Origin of the sequence: Lysinibacillus sp. OF-1, from assembly GCF_028356935.1 — a bacterium.
In the GTDB taxonomy this organism is placed as follows: Bacteria; Bacillota; Bacilli; order Bacillales_A; family Planococcaceae; genus Lysinibacillus; species Lysinibacillus fusiformis_D.
This window is the reverse complement of sequence record NZ_CP102798.1, coordinates 3,765,341-3,787,926: the sequence shown is the minus strand read 5'-3', so window position 1 is coordinate 3,787,926 and position 22,586 is coordinate 3,765,341. Positions and strand designations below refer to the sequence as shown.

Here is a 22,586-nt window from a genome sequence, read left to right as displayed (position 1 = left end):
TCAGTAGCTTGATTAGATATTGATAGAAGTTCTCGTGAGAAAACAATCCGTTCAAATTATGAAAAATTCATTGCTGATACACCAACATGTCAAATATGTTCAGGTTATTTGGATAAAGCACCAAATGTTATAGGTACACATAAATGTTGTGAAAATAAAGATATTCCTTGAACAATTACAAATTGAAATCTAAATCAAAATGGGGCTGAAATATAATTAGTCAAAACCTTAAAAGGCGCGAGAAATCAGTTTTAGAAACCTTGATTTCTCGTGCTTTTCTGATGGGAATTTGCTTTGAAAATGTTTAATTTTATAAATATATTTCTTCAACTTCGTATATCTTAATTTGAGCGCAATTTAAATATACTTCTCTATTTCAAATAAGATTTGGTCAATACTAAAATGTGAATACTTGTTATGAATCATTACTCTCATGAGCTAGTTTATTGAATAGTAATACATGCTCTTGATCCATCCTAGCGTTTTGGTTAAAAGATTTATTAGTTGTTTTTATATTTCTAATCCATCGTTTATTAAACTCAAAACCAATATGGATTAACTGTTCAATAAATTTATCGGCTACTGCTACTGGTGTTTTATTTACTACTGCATCCCCTATGACTATACATAATTTAGAGCCGTGTTTTAAAAGCCTAAACCATTCAATAAAACATTGATTCATGTCTTCAAAATATTTATCGGGTGTTGCATTAGGACGAGTAAATGTATCATGCTTACCAATTTCATAGTCTCGTGCCAAACTGACATCTCCATCTATCCAATGAATTCGATGTCTATGGTATTTATGATAATCGTAAGCATTTAAATAAGGTGGAGAAGTAATAATTAAATCGATTGATTCATTTTCTAAAAAACTTAAATCTCTTCCATCTATATGGAATACTTTGCTTTTATTAGTATGATCGAACGCTTCTTTCTCAATATTATTTATTACTTTTTTTAGCTTAGTTTTAAACTGCTGTAAAGCTTTTCCTTTATCGTACTCGTAAATTTTCCTTGAATATCTAGTATCACTATCTTGATAAGAAACATTAACAATTATGGATGAGAATATGGCTGTCAACAATTTCTTAACTATTGCTTGTTCATTATTAATTAAATAATTGATTGCACCTAATTCAGAAATTGCTTCCTCACTAAACCAATACTCTAGATTCTTGTATTCAGGGACTATTCTATCTAATTTTTCTATATCATTGCTCTTGATTGATTCTAATTTGATGAGAAATTTACTAAGAAGCTCTAAATCATCTTTAGTATAATTTAATGTTTTTGCCTCACTTATTAAACAAGCTACACTATTATTATCAATTCCAACGGCATTTCTACCATTTCTTAAGGCTTCTAATAATGTGGTGCCACTACCGCAAAATGGATCTAAAACTATATCATTCGGCTTAGTCCACTCCAGTATTGCCTTTTTGGGTATTTCCGGAATAAATTTCGCTGGATAAGGGTGGATGCTGTGTAATCCTTTGCTACTATTTGCATCTGAGAAATCCCATTCATTACTAGAATCAAACTTTTCATTTGAATAAATTGCCTTTCTATCAATACCACCTGAATTAATTCTCTTCTTCTTTACTTCTTTATAAAAAACCAATATAGACTCAGCATTTCCACTGTTACTTTGGAAAATATCTCTAGATGCTAATAATTCCATATCTACAAAGGCATATTGCTGCCAACCAACTAACTTTCCTATTTCAAAAAGTAATCTATCTGTAGGGATGATAACTTTGGTGCCATCCAAAAGAGTACTATTATTTCCTACTATATAGAAAGCATACGTATCATTTTTCATCATTTTATATGACCTTGCCATGGAATCTAACATATCTAAAAAGTATTTCGCTAGTAATGCTGGTAAATTTCTTCGTCTAAAACCTATACCTTCTTGATGATTAATTTCGGCAATAGAATTAACCATTTCAACTACAGATGTTGGGAGTTCCTCTTTTCTTTTTTGATAATAATTCCATAAATCAAGCCTTTGTCGTTCTGTTATCTCTCTATTGCCAATCATTTTTAGGTCGGTATTTTTATGCTCTGATCTCGGCAATAGTCCTAAAACAATTAAACTTAACCTATCTGTATCCAAGTATGGTAATGCAGTAGCATATGGCGGAGAAGTAATTAATAAATCATATTGCTCTTGATTTGAACTATCAACTTCAATTTCATTAATACTACTATTAATAATTTCACTAACACCAACAGAAATATTCAATGTGTCTTTCGTCTTAATAAATGGTATAATTTTATCTAATTGGTAACCTATTTGCTTTATAAATTCTTCAATAGCAAATCCACTTTTATATTCATAAATTTCTTTACGGACTCTTAGGTCACTTTCTTTTTGATAAGACACCGATCTAATAATATTGCTTAAACAAATTTTAAAAAAGTTATAGAATACTAGGTTATTTTCTATTTTAATATTATCTAAAATAAATGCTATTTCTTTAAGGCAATCAAGAGGAAACCAATCTGACAAATACTTGAAATCTTTATCAGACCAAAGTTTTTTTAAATTTTCTTCTGTAAATACAATATTGCTATTTTTAATTTGCTCAATTAAATTTTGTGCAGATAAATATAATTTCTCTGGATTTTCTCTAAGTAATTTACTTTTAGTTTCGGAAATAAGAATTGATAGAGGGTTTAAATCTATTCCTGTACAATCCATATTTAACATATTAGACTCACATGCTGTTGTGCCACTTCCAGAAAAAGGTTCTAATATTTTTGACTTTTCCGGTATCTGGCTAATATTTATTAAAGAACGTACTAGTTGCGGGAAAAATTTCCCTCTGTATTCATGTAGATCATGAACCCCATAACGTAAATACCTTCTTTTAGGATAATCCATAAATTCTATAATATTTACTAAATCGTCGGGGGATTTTTCAAACATGACTTGATAAGTTGGTAATGTATACGAATTAGAATTCGTAATACTTTCCCAATACGCAGATTTTTTTTGTAAAACATCTGTATATTCGGGATTTATTTCAACTGAATCTAAAGGCATTTCAGTAAATTTGGGTGTATATTTTTGCTTTGAAGTTAAAGCTAATAATTCTTCTTTAGCTAACAATTTTTCAAAAGGTTGTATATAACCTTTTAATTTTATATAAGTATCAGTACTCAACTTTATTCCTCCAGAAATACTATTATCATGATTACGTAAATCTTATTTTAACATTAATTTGAGTTAGCATGATAATGCTAGAATTATTAAATTTAATTTAGAAAGGCTGTTTTAGTATATGGTATTAGGATACATAGAACTATTTAAATATTTATCGAAAAAAGACGGCATAATTTTCGGCCAATTAGTACAAGACGCCAAAGAAAGATGGTATGAAAGAAAATATAATTTCAATATTGTTAATGACGAATTTTTAGATATTTGGCCAGAAAATAAAACTCAATATACCATACGTTTACCTAAAAGAATCCCTCTTACCTCAGAATTAGTTATATTTTTAGGATTATATAGTGGCGATGGAGCAAAGGGTTCAGAGAAGAAAGATAATCCAGGTAAAATTGTTACATCTATTGCATTTTCTCAAAAAGAACCACACCTAATAAAATTCGCAATAGAACAGTTCCGATCATTATTTGGAGAATCTATAAGTTTTGAATTTTCACTCGGAGAAGATTCTGCCTATTTTATGGGTAATGAGGGCCATCAAAAAATTAAATCTATACTGAAAACTGATGCCCCTCTAGTTTTAAAGCCCTTAAAAGATGTTAGAACAGAATTAAAAGATGCCGATCAAGCTTATTTAAGGGAAACTAGAAATACTGGTATCACAAATGATGATGCTCTAGCATTTCACTATCAATACTATAAAGAAATGCAAGAATATCTCATTAATATTAAATTAGCTGAATTAAATGAGGTAAAAATAATCTTGAATGAGAAAGACAAAGTTACAGCATCTTTACGAAGACCTTTCAAGAAAGGAGCCAGACAAATTGGTGGGACTAGTAGATCTGATGAACTTTACGTTCGTGGCGTAACCGGAATGGGCGAGTTATTTTTGAAAATTTTACATTCTGTTGAAGAATCTATACTTAAAGATAATTCAAGTTCTGACGACGAATTAATCAAATGGGACTCTACACCTTCAGCAATCGGAGAAATTGTTGATCTTAAAGATTTTTTCACAAATAATAATTACTCAGTTATAAATAATACTCAACCTAGTATAGAAGAAGAAGCCCTTTTTATAAAGGGGCGTTATCCAAGAGGTGCTGAAGTAAATATATTTAAGGAACTGAGACTAGATCCTTTATGGCTATATGCAGCAGGTCTATATTTGGCTGAGGGTACAACTTCTAAAGAAAAATTGTTTCAGATGTATACTTCAAATGCAACAGGATTTGCATTAAGTTTTACATCATCCGAGCCCAATAGTTTAGAAATTATTGTTAGAGCACTTAGAAAATTATTTTATAACACTGAGATAATTAACTCTTGGAAAATCAAAGTGGGTTCTCAATACTTCCCTGAGTTAGTTACAACAGGACTTAAATTAGGAGTACCTATGTTAAGAGGTGGAAAAAGTGGAGATGGCAAATTACGTACAATTGAAATCTCTTTAAGTATAAAAGAATGGGCATTAGAAGTAATACCTTATCTAAAGCCATATGAAAATAAGTATTCTCATGTTGAACCAACCGGTGCTGGTGTAGCAAGGATTGACTTTTCTTCATCTTCTACGTTATGTAAATGGTATTTTGCACTAATTATATATGCTACCTTCAATTATTCAACTAGCAATCCTAAAGGAGATTTCTAATGAAGATAAACCACGTTTTGTTACCTAACCTAGAGCTAGATGAGAAATTTCAATTACCTAAAGAATATAAAGTGTTTTTGAATAAATACTTAGAAAATTTATATTTTGAGATTGCTTCAGACTCCATTGCAATGTCTGAAGCCGTTAATGGAATAATTGCTGAATTATTGTTATACAAAGAGTTAAGAGTTGACTGGTATGAAATAGTAAATGAGTTACTTGAATACAATGAAACCCCTATTGCTTATTCCGAAAATTATGGAAAGAAATTGTTTGGATTTGATTCACAATGGCTTCAAACAGATGTTCATTGTATTTACAATCACAGATTTATTATGCAGTTACTGAAAAAGCCGATGTTAGATTATGAACATCTTATTTTACAACTAGTACAACCTAATGGATATATATATAATCCAACAGTGAGTATCACCAATCCAAAAACACGAATGAAGTCCGAATTATTTATGTCATTAGCAATGGGATTTGAAATAGTTGGAACTGGAAAAATACCTGAAATTTCCCGCAAAATAATTAGTAATCTTGAGCATACTAATTACATTGCTGCTGAATATTTTAAAATACGAGCGTTAAAAATTATTAATAAAGATATTAATCAGTATATAATATTAGCGAACGAAAATTTACTACAAAAATGTAATACTGGAAACGGCTATGCTGATTTTGATGTCAAAGATAAAATTGATGACTACATGGGGACAACTAAAAGAATATCTCGTGACAAGATGGTTGGCTCTCCTTTAATTACAAATTACGCTTCAGAACTTTCGAAAAAATTAACTAGCGAGTCTCAAGAAGCCTTTAATGAATCTTTGATTGAGTATTCTAATCATCTAAGAGTGAATCCCCTTGATATTTTAGCTTTCAAAATGCGCGATTTAGAAGCTGATTTTGGTGAGAGTATAACTCCTTTTGAAGTATTCAGTGCCTATGTAATTATTAATAAAAATAAATAAGGTCTAATTATTTATTATAAGGTTATTTATCTTTAGAATCAGAACTTAATATTGAAACTCTGACATATTTTATGGCTCTGTTTAACGTAATTGTTTTTAATAAAATAATAGACTAGGCAATAGTTAACCTACTCTATTGCTGGTGTTTATCAATATAGTTGTAGCATCAAGCTACTTTATTTCTTTACACAATTCAACAAAACCACAAAGTCTTTCGAAGCTATAGTACTGCAATTAAATATTTATTAAATGTAGTCAAAAACCTAGTCAAAAAAATCATTTGCTCCCACAAGTCTTGATTTAACAATATTTTGAGACGGTAGGTTTGACTCCCGCCTTCTCAATTTTTAGAATCATAGGATTTCACAGAGTGCCAAAACCCTTGATAATCCAGGGTTTTGGCACTTTTTTAATTGCATCCAATTTCACCTGCTTTCATTCAGATCTAGTCAGAACTCAGTTAAAAGTTTAACCTTCTAAATAGCTCACAAACTTCTGTATAGTGCCTTCTTTGGCTTTTTTAGTGACGTGTGTATAAATGTCTAATGTAGTTTTTACGTCAGAATGGCCAAGTTGATCTTGAACTACTTCTTTAATGCTTGCACCTGCTTCGAATAAAAGCGAGCAGAGTGTATGACGTAATAAATTCAGGTAGAAAAAAGGTACATGTAGCTATGTTAGTGGGGAGCCTCATCAGCCTATATTGCTTATCATATTGTTAGGTGTCATACCCTATTTCGAGATATTAATGAAAATGTTTAGGTAAGTTTAAATATATTAAATCATTGTTAGTATGTGAACTTATTAGAAGTTGGTTGAGAAAAGGGTCGTATTATTAATTTTAAACTATACAAATTAATTCAAACGATTGTAACTATAAATTTAAGAGTTGAACAGATATATCTTTAATTTTCATGATAAAATATTAGGAAGAATATGTATTGGGCCATATCGAAATGAGGTATTTATATGATTATTTATGAGGCTAATATTTCAGAATTCCTTGAAGACGTTGCAAATGAAGTTATTGTTGATCGTTTATATAATGTTTATCAAGAAAAAATCGGTCGTACATCAAAGAGTGAAATCCGTTCATGGGATCATTCGCTACAGCGTATGTCGAATGTTTTACGTGATCGAGAAATCCCAAAGGATGCGAAGACAGCGATTGAATTTAAAATTCCGAACACAGGGAAGCGTGTCGATTTTATTATTGCAGGTAATGACGGAGTAGAGGACCATGCAGTCATTGTTGAACTGAAGCAATGGGAAACGGTAGAAAAAAATGATCGCCTTGATGCCGTTGTGGTAGAAACTTATTTGGGTGGTTCAAAGCGTCCAACGACACATCCGTCTTATCAGGCTTGGAGTTATTCTTGTTTAATTGAAGACTTCAATGAAGAAGTCCGAAATGTACCAATTCATCTTCAGCCATGTGCGTATCTACATAATTATTTCATTCAAGAAAATGATCCAATATTAGATGAACATTATGCAGAGTATATTGAAAAGTCACCGGTTTTCCGAAAAGGCGAAATGGAGCAACTTCGCCAATTTATAAAAAAATATATTAAATATGGTGATAAAAATGATATCATTGCAAAAATTGAGAATGGTCGAATTAAGCCTTCTAAATCGCTTCAAGATAGTATAGCTGCAATGCTTCAGGGTAATCCAGAGTTTGTAATGATTGATGATCAAAAGGTAGTGTATGAGCAAATTTTAGATTATTCAGCAAGCTGTATTGCAGAGAATAAAAAAGGTGTTTTCATTGTAATAGGTGGTCCAGGTACAGGGAAATCTGTGTTAGCAATCAACCTGTTAGTACAGCTGATACAGGACGATTATTTTGCAATGTACGTAACGAAAAATAGTGCGCCACGAGATGTCTATGCAACGAAGCTGAAAGGTACGATGAAGAAAAAAAGCATCGATAACCTATTTAAAGGTTCTGGAAGTTTCCATGCTACAGATAAAAATGAATTTGATGTTTTAATAGTGGACGAGGCGCATCGATTAAATGAAAAGTCAGGCTTATTTAGTAATCTTGGAGAAAACCAAGTAAAGGAGCTTATGAATAGTGCGAAGTTCAGTGTGTTTTTCATTGATGAGGCACAACGAGTGACATTAAAGGATATTGGTAGTGTGGAGCTAATTAAAAGATTTGCTGATGAATTAGATTTGCAAGTATATGAAGGAGAATTAGCTTCGCAATTTAGATGTGATGGTTCGGACGGCTATATTGCGTGGTTAGATGATGTCCTTGGAATTCGTGAAACAGCAAATAATAATGATTTAGGGATGGATTATGATATTCAAATTGTAGATTCGCCAAATTTGCTACGCAATATGATTAAAGAGAAAAATAAAGTTAACAACAAGGCTCGCATTGTGGCAGGCTACTGCTGGGAATGGATTTCGGATGGGAAAAATAATCGTGACGTACATGACATCGTCATCAAAGAGCATGATTTTTCAATCAGCTGGAATTTAGGGAATGATATTTGGGCAATTGCGGAAGCATCCGTAGATGAAGCGGGCTGTATTCATACATGCCAAGGTTTAGAGTTTGATTATGTTGGCGTCATTATTGGCGACGATTTACGCTATGAAGATGGCATCGTTATTACAGACTATACAAAACGTGCGAAAACTGATCAATCTGTTAAAGGCATTAAAAAATGGATGAAGGAAGAACCAGAGAAAGCAGAGGTGGCTGTTGATGCGATTATACGTAATACGTATCGTACATTGATGACACGCGGGCAAAAGGGATGTTATTTGTATTGTACAGATGAAAAACTTACGGAATATTTGAAGCAACGTTTAGTAAAAGTATATGATGAGCGAAGTGAAATGAAGAATTTACTAGTTGCAGAAAAAGTAGAGGAGTACAAATAATAGGTGAGGATATAACGGGGGTTTTACTTGAAGGCCATTGAGCTGCTTAGACAGCTCTTTTTTCTTATTATTCTAACGGAGCAAGTTGATCGAAGAATGTTGTTAATTCGTGTTCAACAATCGGGCCAGAATGTGGAGGAATGGATTATATTTATATATACAAATTCATATTAATTACGGTGAACCTTATCATAAGTAAGTGCGGTTCCTCATTATTATTGTAAAATAGATGAATAATGTCCTTTCTAGTAAACAGCATGGTATATAAATTTATACTATGCTGTTTTATAATATACTCATGAATATTTGATTAAAAATGTGTATGATTTTTTAAAGAGAGGTAGGTTGATTTGATGGTTAATTTTAATAATTATGGACATTTTAGGAATTATTGTTTCAAAATAGCATCTAATAAAGAAATAGGGCTATCAAAGATAAACCATAATGCTTTTGATACGTTTGAAAAAGCATACTCTTTTTTAATTCACTTGAAGTTATGTAATAGAATACATTTTAAAAGTGAACCATTAGGTAAAATAGTAGACTTCTTCAAAAGAGGGAATGTAGAAGAAGCTACAAATATCATGGATTACTTAGGTAGGAAGGTTTTAGCTTTTGAAAAGGGTGAGGTTGAGATATATTATGTATTTACGTCTTTCAACAGTATGTTAAATACCCAAGTTTCATTTACTGAAGACTTCATTAATACAAGAAATGTTTCAGACCCTTATTTTCCTTCAAAAATACGAGTGCTAGAAATTGTAAATGATACTGAGAAAATCTATTCAATTAATGCTGAAGGTATAAATAGACGAGGTATATTTGGGGTTTATTTTATTTATGATAATGATGGCAAGATAGCGTATATTGGAAAAAGCTCAAGTTGTGCAATTACTAGAAGCTTTGCATCAGCAAGCGAAAGACAATTATTGGATTTTTCAAAGATTGAAATTCGTGGCACTAAAACTAAGTCTGATGTGGCTGTATATGAAGCATATTACATCTCAAAATATAAACCTTATTGTAATAATGATATGGTTTTTGATGATGAAATTTCATTAACACTCCCAGATTTAAAAGTAGATAAAGAATTTATTAGAGCAACTAGTAATGATTACTATGAGTATGAATATAGTTTTATTAGAAGTAGGTCTTGTGACATAAAAGAGGTATTAATAAGACTAGGAGATACCATTTTCTTAGAAAATGAAAAAAACCAAAAATTCTTAGAGAGTAAAGGATTATTCGATAAGTATACAATGAAATCAAAAGCATATGAAAAATGCTTGAATGAAATAAAACAAAATGGAGATACTCCAGTATCTGAACTAAAATGGCTGACTAAATGACTTCTTTTTTGTATTAATCAATTTATTCTAAAGTGCACCTAATCATATTCCTAAAAGCCTAGGTATCATAAATTAAAGTGTACCCTTTGTAAAGGACATTTTGAAAAAAAGCTAGGCTACCTCTTGAAGCTGCTGTCTGTATTTTGCAGGCGGCAGCTTTTTCAAGTTTCATTGCCCTCGATAATGGTTGTAATATATCATATAACTTTTCACTTCTCGTTTTACTTCTTCTAATGTTTCGCACGCTTTCAAATTGGTTTCATCTTTAAAATGACCGAAGAAGGATTCTTGAGGGGCGTTATCCCAACAGTTTCCTCGACGTGACATAGATTGCCCTAGTCCCATTTTCTTGTATTTTTTGAAAACCCCCTGCTGTGCAGGGGGTTCCGGAAAGCTTTTAGCTATGGACAATAAAAAAACTCCAAACGTACAATCAAGTCAGGTCTGGTCAACCGACTTCGTACGAAAGGAGCCTTTAAAAATGGATAATAAAAGTTTAGCACATACAACATGGAATTGTAAGTATCACATAGTGTTTGCCCCAAAGTGTATCTGCGTTTATGGGCTACTTAAAAGGGAAGAGTAGTTTAATGATTTTTGATCGACACGCTAATCTAAAGTATAAATATGGTAACCGTCAATTCTGGTGTCGAGGATACTATGTGGATACAGTGGGACGGAATAAGAAAAAGATTCAGGAGTATATAAAAAATCAATTACAGGAAGATATCTTGCAAGATCAAATGACGATAAAAGAATTCATTGACCCATTCACAGGAGAAGAAATCAAGAGAAAGAAAAAATAAGTAAGCCGCTTTAGCGGTTTGTGTGGAAACGGAGTGCGGTTGGCAGACCTTTCAGAATGTCTTTAGACATGGGCCGGTCCCCCAGCGTTTCACGCGCAGAGCAAACCACCAGTTATACTGGTGGTTCTGATTACTAAAAAACGATTATTTATAATAATTTTGTTTGTATAAATCAAGTATTATGAAAAAGATTAATCACCCATTGATTGCTTCAAATGAGTTTTTTCTTTATCTATTAATGATTTGAAATATTGCTTAGGATGTTCTCCAAAATCAGGTTTCTGTCTATTCGTCATTTTTTCAGTATAAAATTGAATAATTCGATCAGCATCTTTTCTAGGAAATACAGAATCAATCAAGTTAAATAAGTTTCCACCATTGTGAGTGTTGATAAAAATTTGTTTTAGCATAATATCAGCAGTAGCAAAAAGAAAAACCTCATTCATTTTTGACTCATCCCAATAAAATGTGCTCCAATTTGATAGATAGGTTAAATCCCAAGCTTGATTTATGCAACCTTTGTCTATTCTTTCAAACATATTACTTTTAGCGTGTTTAGGTGCCTTGATGCCATTTTGATCTGAAAATAACAAAATCAAATATGTGTTAATATATTGTGAGATAAGCAAATTATCAAAATTCCATTTTAAAAAGGCTATTACTTTTTCTACTGGATTCAAATCAGGATTTCGATATAAGTTAACTAAGTGTAACATACTAGCATAATTCATCAGGAAATGATCACTACTTTTATGATAGATAACGGTATTTTCATATGGAGTATTGGAAAAATTGCATTTTGGAATTGTATCTACTCTACCATCGGCTAAATATAACCAAATCTGTGTTGGGTAAAAATCAAAAATTTCATTAAAGTTCTTTAATTCAATTTTAGCGTTTAAAGAATCATCACCTTTTGAGGCATTTTCCATTATTGCTAGCCCAGCACTGACTGGAAGTTGATTCATCTGAGACCACAACATTAGAAGAGCGATCATTCTCTTTTCCATTTCATCTTTTAAATCACCATTCTTCGTAAGAGACATTAAGCTACTCAAAAGATTTCTATCTAAAAATAATATAACTTCTTTTTCTCTCTTCACAGCTTGGAGTTCAGCGTAATTTATCTGACCGGTTGATCCATAATTCGGATGGAAGACTATTTGAGCATTGTTTAAAGCATCCCAAATCATTTGTGGCTTATCGTCCTGTAGTAATAAGAAACTCATTGTATTATCCCCTTTATTTTAGTAAAATAGAAGCTTTGAAATATCATAAAAATAAGAACGTTTGTTTCTGTTATTTTATGATACTACAATCATTAGAAAAGGAAAAGTATTGCATAACTTTTACAAGCTTTGAGAAGCTATATCATGCTGAGTAGATATTCGACTTGTCTTTTTAATAGAAAAAAGCCTCACTTAGTCACATCAATGCCCTACCATATCATAAGTAGAGTCGGTTAATAAAAAATATAAACCACACATTAATTATTGATATAATTAATGTGTGGTTTATTTTGGTATTGGAGGGCAGAAAATGAATATTTACAGTAGTACTCTTGCATTTTTTGAAGCTAATTCAGTTAAAATAGATGAAATATATGCAAAAAATTTAATTTTGGATATTTCGGGAATTATACCTCTAATTGGTGATGATTGCATAATCGTAAGACCTAACTTATCTAGAAATAATAAGTTTATAAAGGAATTTATTGGTGATGACTTTAGGGTACTAAAAGAAAAAAACGAAATTTATCAGTTCATTCAAGAGGCACTAGGTTATTTGCAAGTTAAATTATACAATTTAGTGTTGCAAAATCCTATTGGTTATTTAATTTCCTTATATACAATGCTAGACTACAATATACAAATGACACCGTTAGTAATGGGAACAATAAAAAATATAGATACTAATAAATTTGAAGATGAAAATATTAGAATTTTAGCGAATTCTATTAATACCTTTGGGAAAAGTGTTAGTAAGAATGATTTTAAGGATAATCTAAGGTATATAGAAGATTTAATATCTAGAGATAAACAAGCTTTGCAAAAGGTAATTAACTATATAATTAGTTATAAATTAAAATATACCCATACTAATATTCAAATTAATCTTGAGCTGGAGGATTTAATAGAATTGACTAGAGATATTTACTATATTCTTACTCTTAAGCAAGAAATATTTTCTAATATCGAAGTTGCCAGCCTTGTTATTAATAATCAAAATGTTGTTATAAAATCTGAAAAGCAGTTGATAACTACCCCTTTAGGTGAGTTTTATGACTGGTTAGATAATAGTATGGAAAGTAAGTTCGAATTTAATGGTGAAGTTAATAAAATAATGAGAGAATTCATTGGGGTTGATAACTTAATTATTGAAAGTGCCATAAAGAAATTTCTTGATGGAAACAACGAATTTCCAGGGATGTTTTTATTTGATACAGAGAAGTTAGTTGAATTTTTGAAAAATTATCTTTCTATTGATATAGAGAGTGCTCAAAAAATAAAAAATGAATTGGTTTTAGATGGTTTCAAAATCTCTAAAATACCAAATGATGTTTCTTTAAAAGAAGGAAGATTGTTAAGGCAAAGCATTTTAAAATTAGATTCAGAATTGTATATCTGTAGTGAACCAGTTTTTGTATTTTCTTTAATGGGAATTATATCAGATATTACGGAAGGGAATATTCCGAATAAAGAATTTAAAGGGAAATTATTCAATTTTATCCACAAAACGCACGTTGAGTTTGAAGTAGATGTAAAGAAATTATTAGAGAAAAATACATCATATCAATTTTTAAAAAGAGGAATTCATGAGATGTTTTTTAAAGAATTCAAACTACCTGGAGAAATTGATATATTACTAGTGATTAAAGACGTCGCATTTGTTATTGAATGTAAAGCATTTGCATTACAACTTAATTTAAGTGGAATGTTATTTGAAACCAAGAAAATTAAAGGAATTAGTAATCAAGAATCTATTCAACAAAAGTTAAAATCAAAAATTGATATTTTAAAAGAACATAAACAGGTAGTAGAAAATATTGTTGGTACAAAAATAAAACGAATCGAAGGGGTAATTATTACAAAGAACCCCTCAATGGCTACTACAGTTGATATAGGTTTTTATAATGCAATACACAGTTCTCAAATCTTAGAGTATATAGAAAACCGCACTTACTCACATAACGGAGAACCGTATCATAAGTAAGTGCGGTTTTTAATTGAGGAGCCCTCTAAAAGGGCTCTATTGTATAGCTTTATAATACTTATTTATCCCTATCCAAAGTGAGCTTTCCTATGGCAGTTTGGACAAAGGGCTACCGCATTCTCTACTGTATCATCTCCACCTTTAGCAAGTGGTATAACATGGTGCACTTCAAGATAAGGTGTTCCATCAGTTACTCGAAGAAAAGGTGCTTCATTTTTACAATAATTACAAATACCATTAGCTTGTTCTAAAACCTCGGCCACAACATTTGGATCACGTTTAAATCCAGTAGTAATTATTTGCACTGTTTCAGGCTTTTTATTTACAAGTTTTAATAGTTCTTTACGTTCATTTGAAGTTAATTTTTGAGCTTCTTTAATGTTCTTATAAATCTCTTTATGGTATTCCTCGTCAGTCATAGGGTTAGTTGTTTCGTAAATATTTACTTTTTTTAACCGAAACCACTTAGATCCATCACTCTCACTAACCATTTCAATACATTGAAAAATACCTGTTAAAGTTAACTCCAGCTTATTTTTAATAAATACATAAATTGGCGTTTTTGTTTTATTTGAATTCAAAATTGCTTGGTTTACTTTATAGTTAGGGTCAAATTTTTCTTTTAAACTATAAAGATAGTATTTTAACTCTACCTCAGGTATTAACCAACTATTAGGATATTTGCCACCATCTAATGTTGCTTTTATAAAAATTGCTTGATAATTAGGGTAACCTGGGATTAAATAAATTCCAGATTGTACATTGTACGTTTTTGCAAAAATAGCAATATCCCATGAAGAAAATATTTTTCCTATAATAAAATCATTAAGTACGGTCGTATTATCAAAATCGTGGTTAAATTTTTGACAAAACACTGGGAGAATATCCTCGTAAGTATTTAGGCCTAATTTCTTCATTGTATCATAAACTTCATCTTCACCAGGTGAGGGAGTATTGTGGAATCTTTCTAAGTATTTATAGAGATCACCTGTTTTTTTCATTTTATTAACAATGTTTTTTGAGTTTTGTACTTTATTTTTTATCTTCTGATTTAGATCTGGATGGTTTAAAGCTGGGTTATCAACTTCTTTTAATATGAAATTTCTAGCCTGTTCAATCATACTTTATCCCCTTACTAGTAGCATTATAAAGATAATAATACCAATTAATAATAAGGGATTACTAGAAAATGTTATTTAAAAAAGGAAAATTATTATGGTAAAAAATAAAAAATGTGATTAGGGTGGTAGAATTGGAGATTCTTGAAGTAAGTCAAATAAAAATTAAACTTACAGAAGAATATACAAGACTAATAGACCTCACAATTTTTTTATAACTCGTAGTCAAAAACGTAGTCAAAAATAATCTATGCCCCCGCAAGCCTTGATATAATAATATTTTTAGACGGTAGGTTCGACTCCCGCCGTCTCCATTTTGTAGAAATCAAATGATTTCAATGAGTATCTGTGACGTAAAGCATAAAATTTCCGTTTGGAAACTTTATGCTTTATTTTATTTTTGGAAGTTTTATGCTTGATTTTGAAAACTATACCGCAATCGGGCGCTCTCCTCGATAAAGGAAAGTGTTTTTTCATTAGGGGACCAGGTGCTTGTAGAGAAGATAAGGAACTAAGAAGATTGAGTTAAGATCCTGTAATATACTGCAGGATTTTTATTTTGAAGTGAAAATAGTGCCGATATTGCAATTATCGTATTCTGTTGTTTATTTACCAAAAAGGTTTTAAGATTTAGTTATTTTCTTGTTATTGATGATAGGTTTTTATGACTATTTATATCCATAATATACTATCAAAAATAGATAGTTTAGCACCATCTTAATAGTGATTGTCTGTCTATAATAGATAATGTTTCAAAAATCACAATTATTAGGAGGAAACTAATTGCTAAAGAAAATTTTCATTCAATTGATTGTTTTGGCAATGTTCATTGCCTTTATTCCTATTGGGAATTTTGCAAGTGTGGCTGCCAAAGAATCTCCCAAAACAAATACGAAAGGAAATGAAAAAACTGAAGTAGTAGGAGAACGTACGCAAACTTCTAAAACGTTTAACAATTCTGATGGTACTTATACAACTGAAATATATGAAGCACCTATTCATTTTAAAGATAATAAAGGTAACTGGAAAGATATTGATAACGATCTACAAAAAAAGAAAAATAATGGCAAAGGGCAATTTGAAAATAAAGCCAATAACTTTGCTGTGACATTTGATGAAAAACTTGAAGAGGAAACGAACAACGTACAAGTAGCCGATAACCAATACAACCTTAATATTGGATTAAAAGAAATGGAACAAAAAGGTGAAATAATTCCTGCTAAAGAGGTTATCGGGGTTGCTACAGATAATCAAATTGAGTACCAAAATGTTTTTGATAATATTTCGACTACATATTCTGTTGGAGAAAACTTTGTAAAAGAAGATATTATAATTAACAAAAAGCCCAAAAAAGGGTTACCAAAAACCTTCTCATATCAGCTATCCCTTGAAAGTTTGACATATGAACAAATTAATAATCAAATCCATTTAAAAGACGCCAAATCAGGTGAGTTGGTTTATGTTATAGAAGCACCGTTTATGTATGATGCTTATAAACCTGTAGGCTTTCAATCTATTGACGGTACAAATTCTATACCTGAAGAAGCAAAATCTTATAATATCACGTTAAAAACACGAGAAGAAAACAATACTTTATGGATTGATTTAACTCCTGATGCAGCTTGGCTACAGGATACTAAAAGACAATACCCTATTGTCATTGATCCAACAATTGTACGTATCCAAGGAAACTCAAAAATGGTGGATACAACAATTCGTAAAAAGTTTCCAACGCAAACCGGAGGAAATGACACAGAATTAGCTACAGGTACAGCCACAGACGGAAATATTGTAAGAAGCTTATTGAAGTTTGATGTAACGCCTATTCCTGAAAAAAGCGTTATTATGTCTGCGGATGTAAGTCTCTATCTATCTTCAACCAATGATCCAACTCCTATTAATTTAAGTATGCATGCGATGAAACGTTCATGGGATGAAAACACAGCAACATGGAATAACTATTCAACAGCAGGAGGCTGGACAACAATAGGGGGAGATTATAATACCACGCCTCTTTCAACTGTTGCAGGAGTCTCTTCAGTACCGAGTAATGTAGAAGAAGGTATTAAACGATGGTCTATTCCAACGAGTATGGTGAGCGGATGGCTATATAATCCAGAATCAAATCTTGGTTTATTATTAAAAAGCACTTCAGAAAGTACCATGATTTACAAAAAATTCATCAGTAGTGAAAGCACAACCAACCCACTCGCGTATAAACCAAAACTTGTCGTTACTTATAAAACACCTAACCGTTTAGGTTTAGAAGATTATTGGGATTATGCCACACATGATATTTCAAATGGAACGAACTATGTAAATTTAGGCACCAATAATAATGTTGTTCAATACACAGATTTTAGCTTATTCAACTATGGAGGATTTGGTTTAGATTTTACTAGAACTTATAATAGTAAGGATTTTGAAAAATCTTCATTTGGCTATGGTTGGAGTTTTACAGGTTCAGAGAAATTATTTTATAATAATAAATATTTTAATGTCGAATATAAAGATGCAGATGGTACGGTCCATGTTTACTCATGGGATGGAGATAAGTATATTGCACCAGCAGGTAATTATGATAGTTTAGATATGGTGGATAAGTACACTTTTAGACTGACTAGCAAAACTGGTATCACAACAACATTTAAAGTTAGAGAAAGCACTAGTGATACAGATATTGAAGTAGCATACATTACAGAGCAAAAAGATTTAAATAGCAATACAATCACTTATAATTATGATACATCAAATCAGCTTACTTCTATCAGTACTAATCTAGGGACAAAATTACTGTTAACTTATACTGATGGGCTTATTACAAATGCAAAATACAATAAACAGGATATAACGTATACGTATACTGATGGTTATTTAACACGAGTACTGGTTAAGAAAGATGACACTACATCAACACCTACTTCATTCTATTACACGACTAATGGACAGTTAACGAAAATCATTGATAGTAAACAGAAAATAATGCTTTATGGATATAATAGTGAATTAGATTTAGTATCTGTAACAGAACCTTCATTAGACGGTCAAGTAGATTCTATGACCAATTACTCTTTAGATCGAACAAACAATATAGTAACTGTTACTAGCCCCGAAGGTATAGTTACACGCTATGGTTTAAATAACAACTTTAGCGTAACGAAAATATTTGATCCTTCAGGTGATACAACAACCTATACACTAGATGAGAATAGTTATAATGTTCTTTCACAAAAGATTGTCTATTCAGATGGTTCTACTTACACTAAAAATTTAAAGTATGATACAAAGGGAAATTTATTAAGCACTAATGATTCAAAAGGTGGGATAGAATCCTATACGTATAATGAGTATAGTAATCTTTTAACTCAGACAGATGCCAATCAGCAAACAACTACCAACACTTATGAGAATGGTAATCTAAAAACCTCCACAACACCTAAGGGAGACACAACATCCTATACGTATAATGGCCAGGGGGATTTGACACAAGTAAAATATCCGGATGGGAAAATCGAAACGTATAGTACAAGCTATGAGAATAATCAAAAACTAACAATCTATCAAGATATTGAATTAGGTATCACAACTGAAACTATAACTGATTTTAATGGAAATATCCTTTCTTATGAAGACGGAAAAAAGGGGAAAACTAGGTATCGCTACAATCTTAAAAATGAATTAGTAGAAGTAGAAGATGCTGCAAAGAAAATAACGACTTATACGTATGATGCCAACAGTAATTTAACATCTGTGATAAATGCTGATGGTAAAAAACAAATGTCTCTCAGCTATAATGCACAAAATGCCATAGAAAAAGAAACAAACGCCGAGGGAAAAGTAACATCTTATAATTATAATGCTGACGGAGCATTAAATGAGATTATCAAAGCATCAGGTGAAAAAATCGCCTATACAACTTCAAGTGATACTAATACACAGACTGTGAAAGTAAATGGGGTTAATCAGTTTTCAACACAAGTAGATGGTTTATCCACTACTGTGACAAATCATACTCTAAATAATCAAAAAGTTACGTACACACAATCAGAAAATGAACTATTACAAAGAGTAGACATTAACGCACCTGTAAATCGCTCGATTATGTATACTTACAAAAATGAAAAAGATTTAGCAAGAATTCAATTTGGCCAAAATACAATTGAGTATGCATCAGATGAAAATGGTCAAACAACCAATGTCACACTCGATGGGCAATTATCAGCAAGCTTCATATGGAACAAAAACAACTTATTGGAGAGCACAACTTTTGTAAATGGTGCAGTTATTTTAAATAAGTATAAGGCGAATCAGTTACAAACTGAAACTTTGAAAACAAATAGTGAAGCAATTTGGCGTACAAATTCATATGAATATGATAAAAATCAGCAAATTACTAAAGTGACGAATAATGATGGAACAGTCACTTACACTTATGACCCTTTAAATCAGCTAATCAAAGAACAATACAGTAATGGTTTATCCATATCATACACATACGATTCAGTAGGAAACCGTACTTCTAAAACTATTTTGCAAAACGGTAGTTCAACTACAACCAGCTATAGTTATAATAATGCGAATCAAATGAAGACTGCTGGTGATAAGACTTATAATGTAAGTGCCAACGGAAATGTAGAAAACGATGGTGTATTCCAATATGTTTGGAATGCCTTTGATCAATTAACAGAAATCAAGTCTCCAACAGGTGCAACAGTTGCATCTTATCGTTATGATGAAAACGGACGTCGTGTATATAGTAAAGATAGTAATGGTGAAACGTATTATCGTTATAATGGTCTGACAAATCAAGTCTTGTTTGAAGAAGATGCAAGTGGAGTTATTACCAAATCCTATACCTATAACGATAATGGTTCCCCTTTAACAATGACATATTTGGGCTTAACTTATTACTACTTAACGAATTATCGAGGAGATGTATTAGCCTTAACAGATAAAAAGGGTGACATTGTTGCAGAATACACGTATGATGCATGGGGAAATATTATGAGCCAAAAAGGTAATATGGCAACTATTAACCCATATCGTTATGCAGGATATCGATATGATGAAGATACTAAACTATACTATTTGATGGCGCGTTATTATAATCCAGATACAGGTGTGTTTTTATCGTTAGATCCTTTACGTGGAAATACAATGAATCCTTTATCATTAAATGGCTATAATTATGCGAATAATAATCCAGTGATGAATGTGGATCCTGATGGGGAATCTTGGAAAAACGCTCTTTGGAATTCTAAGAAAATATTATCGACGTTAATAAATATGGCTTTAATGGTTGCTGTATCTGGTTTGGGTGGCTTAGTCAGTGGTAAACTCTTTTTGAAAAGCGTCAAACAACTTGCCCAAGCTAAGAAACATATATTCGCTAAAAGTATTAGAAAATCCCTTCAAAGAAGAGGTGTGTCTAATTTAGTGATAAGTGGTATAATTTCAGGTTTAGTTGTGTTTACCGATTTCTTGGTTAATATAGGTAGCCCAGGTGAAATTCTATTTGATTATCTCGATCGAAGAGATGCAAAACGTAAAAATGGTTATTTCAATGGTTGGTAGAATAGATAAGATTACTACAGTAAAAAGAAGGGGAAATATAGGCGTTCTCTAACCTATAATTCAATTTTTAATGATAAAATTTCTTTCAATGAGAGTATTTTTGTATTGTATATTTTTAATGATGTTTACAGTAATATTTACTACAAAACAAAACTTTTATATCATTTATATTTTTATTTGGATTTTTTGGATGTTTGAGCTTTATTTAATCCATTATAAAAAAATAAATAATAAAACAGGTTCAAAGTGGCTTAACAACCTGTGGATTGTGATAGTATTAATTACTTTTATTACAATTCAATTGTATTTGGAGTTCAAATTGTAAGAATAAATAATAGAAAATCATAGTATATTACTTATGCACATTTTTGTAATCATGAGGTAATAAACAGTAAATGGTGGGTAAAGCTGGCTTATTAAAGTCAGCTTTATTTTTTTATACGATGATTTGTCAAATTAAGTGCAACAATTGCTCATTAAAAGCTTCGTTTGCAGTTTTCCAACCAAGACATTTTCTTGGTCGATTGTTGATATAGTTTAATGATTCTGTAAGTTCTTCTGGTGATACTTCTTCGAAATTTGTTTGCTTAGGGAAGAATTCACGAAGTAATCCATTTCCATTTTCGTTATTTCCGCGTTGCCAAGAAGAATATGCGTCCGCAAAATAAACATCAATTTTCAAGTCTTTTTCTAACACTTTATAGCAGCTAAATTCTTTACCTCTGTCTGTTGTGGCTGTTTTTATAGTGCCTTTTGGTAATTTAGTATGAAGAAGACGTACTGCTCTTTCCATTGATTGAGCTGAGCGATCTGGTATCAAAAAGCCAACATACCACCGTGTCATTCGCTCAATACATGTTGCTACACAACCTTTTGCTTTCCCACGTCCGGATACAATTGTATCTAACTCACAATGTCCAAAGGTTTCACGTTTACGTACTTCTTTTGGGTGTTTAGAAATTGGTGTATCAATGTTAAATCTACCCCTTGTTTCGCGGGGCTTTTGACACTTACCTTTTTGACGGATAACGGTTATAGGCACTTCTAAAAGACCATCGTAAATCCAGCGATAGATGGTTTTAAAACGCAGATGTCCTTGATACAAGCGGCCGACAATTTGTTCAGGTGACCAAGTATCCCGCAACTTTTCTTGAACAGCTTATTTCGAAAAAAATGCTTAGAAAGAATGCGCCAGATTTATGCGAAAAAATTGTTAAGCGATACAAAGCATACTCATCTGAATTGAGAAAAATAAGAATAGCTAAAATTGTAGCTGAAATAGAAGTTGCTGCTACCACACTACATAGCCAAGTTTTTTATCCAAGTATAGGAAAATCCAAAGGGAATTAGGTAACAAAAGTATTTTTTTGGAAGGAGGAATTAGACGAGTTTGGATAGAAGTGGTAATAAGTTTAGGTTACAAAGTGGATTAAACCATAAGATTTCCTAAAATAAAAATATCAAACATAATGCTTCCAAAAGTTTAAATTCTAGTCGAATTTGGAGTTTCGGAAGCATTATTTTATGAACTTTTATGATTTATCTGGGTGTTTTATATTAATTTGGAATGGGATTTTCCCGAAAAGTTCTTTTGTATTAATGCGCGGAAACTATATCGTTTATTGAACGGAAATTTTACGATTTACGTCACATAAATAAGAATAAAGGTAACATCATCTGAAATGTGTACGGATACAAATATTTTAAATACATTTGGCTATGAATTATTTACTAAGCTTTTACTGAATTTAAGGTTAGGCAGTACACCAATATAGTAAAAATGTATACATCAGCAAAATAAGGTATATTATAT

At 31.4% G+C, this 22,586-nt stretch carries 9 protein-coding genes and 4 pseudogenes; 7 read left to right on the top strand and 6 right to left on the bottom strand.

The features are described from left to right. Positions 1-415: 415 nt before the first annotated feature. Entirely contained in the window at positions 416-3,175 is a 2,760-nt protein-coding gene (locus NV349_RS18535; RefSeq protein ID WP_271910859.1) for a DNA methyltransferase, read from the bottom strand. A 118-nt stretch (positions 3,176-3,293) separates the two neighbouring features. Here NV349_RS18535 and NV349_RS18530 point away from each other — a divergent pair, with 118 nt between their 5' ends. Both NV349_RS18530 and NV349_RS18525 read left to right on the top strand, forming a co-directional pair. Beyond that, on the top strand, positions 3,294-4,835 hold the full coding sequence (locus tag NV349_RS18530; protein WP_271910857.1) for a hypothetical protein: 1,542 nt from the start codon (positions 3,294-3,296) through the stop codon (positions 4,833-4,835). Beyond that, a complete protein-coding gene (locus NV349_RS18525; RefSeq protein WP_271910856.1) occupies positions 4,835-5,812 on the top strand; it encodes a hypothetical protein in 978 nt (325 codons plus the stop codon). Before NV349_RS18530 ends, NV349_RS18525 begins: the two co-directional genes overlap by 1 nt. A 468-nt stretch (positions 5,813-6,280) precedes the next feature. Here the strand turns inward: NV349_RS18525 and NV349_RS18520 are convergent. After that, positions 6,281-6,454, bottom strand: a pseudogene (locus NV349_RS18520) (tyrosine-type recombinase/integrase); the annotation flags it as partial. A gap of 327 nt (positions 6,455-6,781) precedes the next feature. Here NV349_RS18520 and NV349_RS18515 point away from each other — a divergent pair. After that, positions 6,782-8,713: a DNA/RNA helicase domain-containing protein gene (locus tag NV349_RS18515; RefSeq protein ID WP_271910855.1), complete on the top strand. Its 1,932-nt coding sequence runs from the start codon at positions 6,782-6,784 to the stop codon at positions 8,711-8,713. Positions 8,714-9,066: 353 nt separating this feature from the next. Continuing rightward, on the top strand, positions 9,067-10,062 hold the full coding sequence (locus NV349_RS18510) for a GIY-YIG nuclease family protein (RefSeq protein ID WP_271910854.1): 996 nt from the start codon (positions 9,067-9,069) through the stop codon (positions 10,060-10,062). Positions 10,063-10,230: 168 nt separating this feature from the next. Here the strand turns inward: NV349_RS18510 and NV349_RS18505 are convergent. Beyond that, positions 10,231-10,422 (bottom strand): annotated as a pseudogene (locus tag NV349_RS18505) (integrase core domain-containing protein); the annotation flags it as partial. A gap of 121 nt (positions 10,423-10,543) precedes the next feature. Between NV349_RS18505 and tnpA the strand changes: the two are divergent. Further along, positions 10,544-10,868: pseudogene (tnpA, locus tag NV349_RS18500) on the top strand (IS200/IS605 family transposase). 191 nt (positions 10,869-11,059) lie between these two features. On the opposite strand, the gene NV349_RS18495 reads toward tnpA, so the two are convergent. Then, positions 11,060-12,097: a hypothetical protein gene (locus tag NV349_RS18495; RefSeq protein ID WP_271910852.1), complete on the bottom strand. Its 1,038-nt coding sequence runs from the start codon at positions 12,095-12,097 to the stop codon at positions 11,060-11,062. Between the two features lie 310 nt (positions 12,098-12,407). On the opposite strand from NV349_RS18495, the gene NV349_RS18490 reads away from it, so the two are divergent. Beyond that, complete coding sequence (locus NV349_RS18490) at positions 12,408-14,081, top strand: nuclease-related domain-containing protein (protein WP_271910850.1); 1,674 nt, start codon at positions 12,408-12,410, stop codon at positions 14,079-14,081. A gap of 68 nt (positions 14,082-14,149) precedes the next feature. Here the strand turns inward: NV349_RS18490 and NV349_RS18485 are convergent, their stop codons facing one another. Then, the gene (locus NV349_RS18485; RefSeq protein ID WP_271910849.1) at positions 14,150-15,202 is read right to left on the bottom strand and encodes an HNH endonuclease; all 1,053 of its coding nucleotides are present in this window, start codon (positions 15,200-15,202) and stop codon (positions 14,150-14,152) included. Positions 15,203-15,982: 780 nt separating this feature from the next. Between NV349_RS18485 and NV349_RS18480 the strand changes: the two genes are divergently transcribed. Next, positions 15,983-20,773, top strand: coding sequence for a DNRLRE domain-containing protein (locus NV349_RS18480; RefSeq protein ID WP_271910848.1), 4,791 nt, complete (start codon positions 15,983-15,985; stop codon positions 20,771-20,773). A 451-nt stretch (positions 20,774-21,224) separates the two neighbouring features. On the opposite strand, the pseudogene NV349_RS18475 reads toward NV349_RS18480, so the two are convergent. Continuing rightward, positions 21,225-21,917 (bottom strand): annotated as a pseudogene (locus tag NV349_RS18475) (IS30 family transposase); the annotation flags it as partial. Positions 21,918-22,586: the final 669 nt, after the last annotated feature.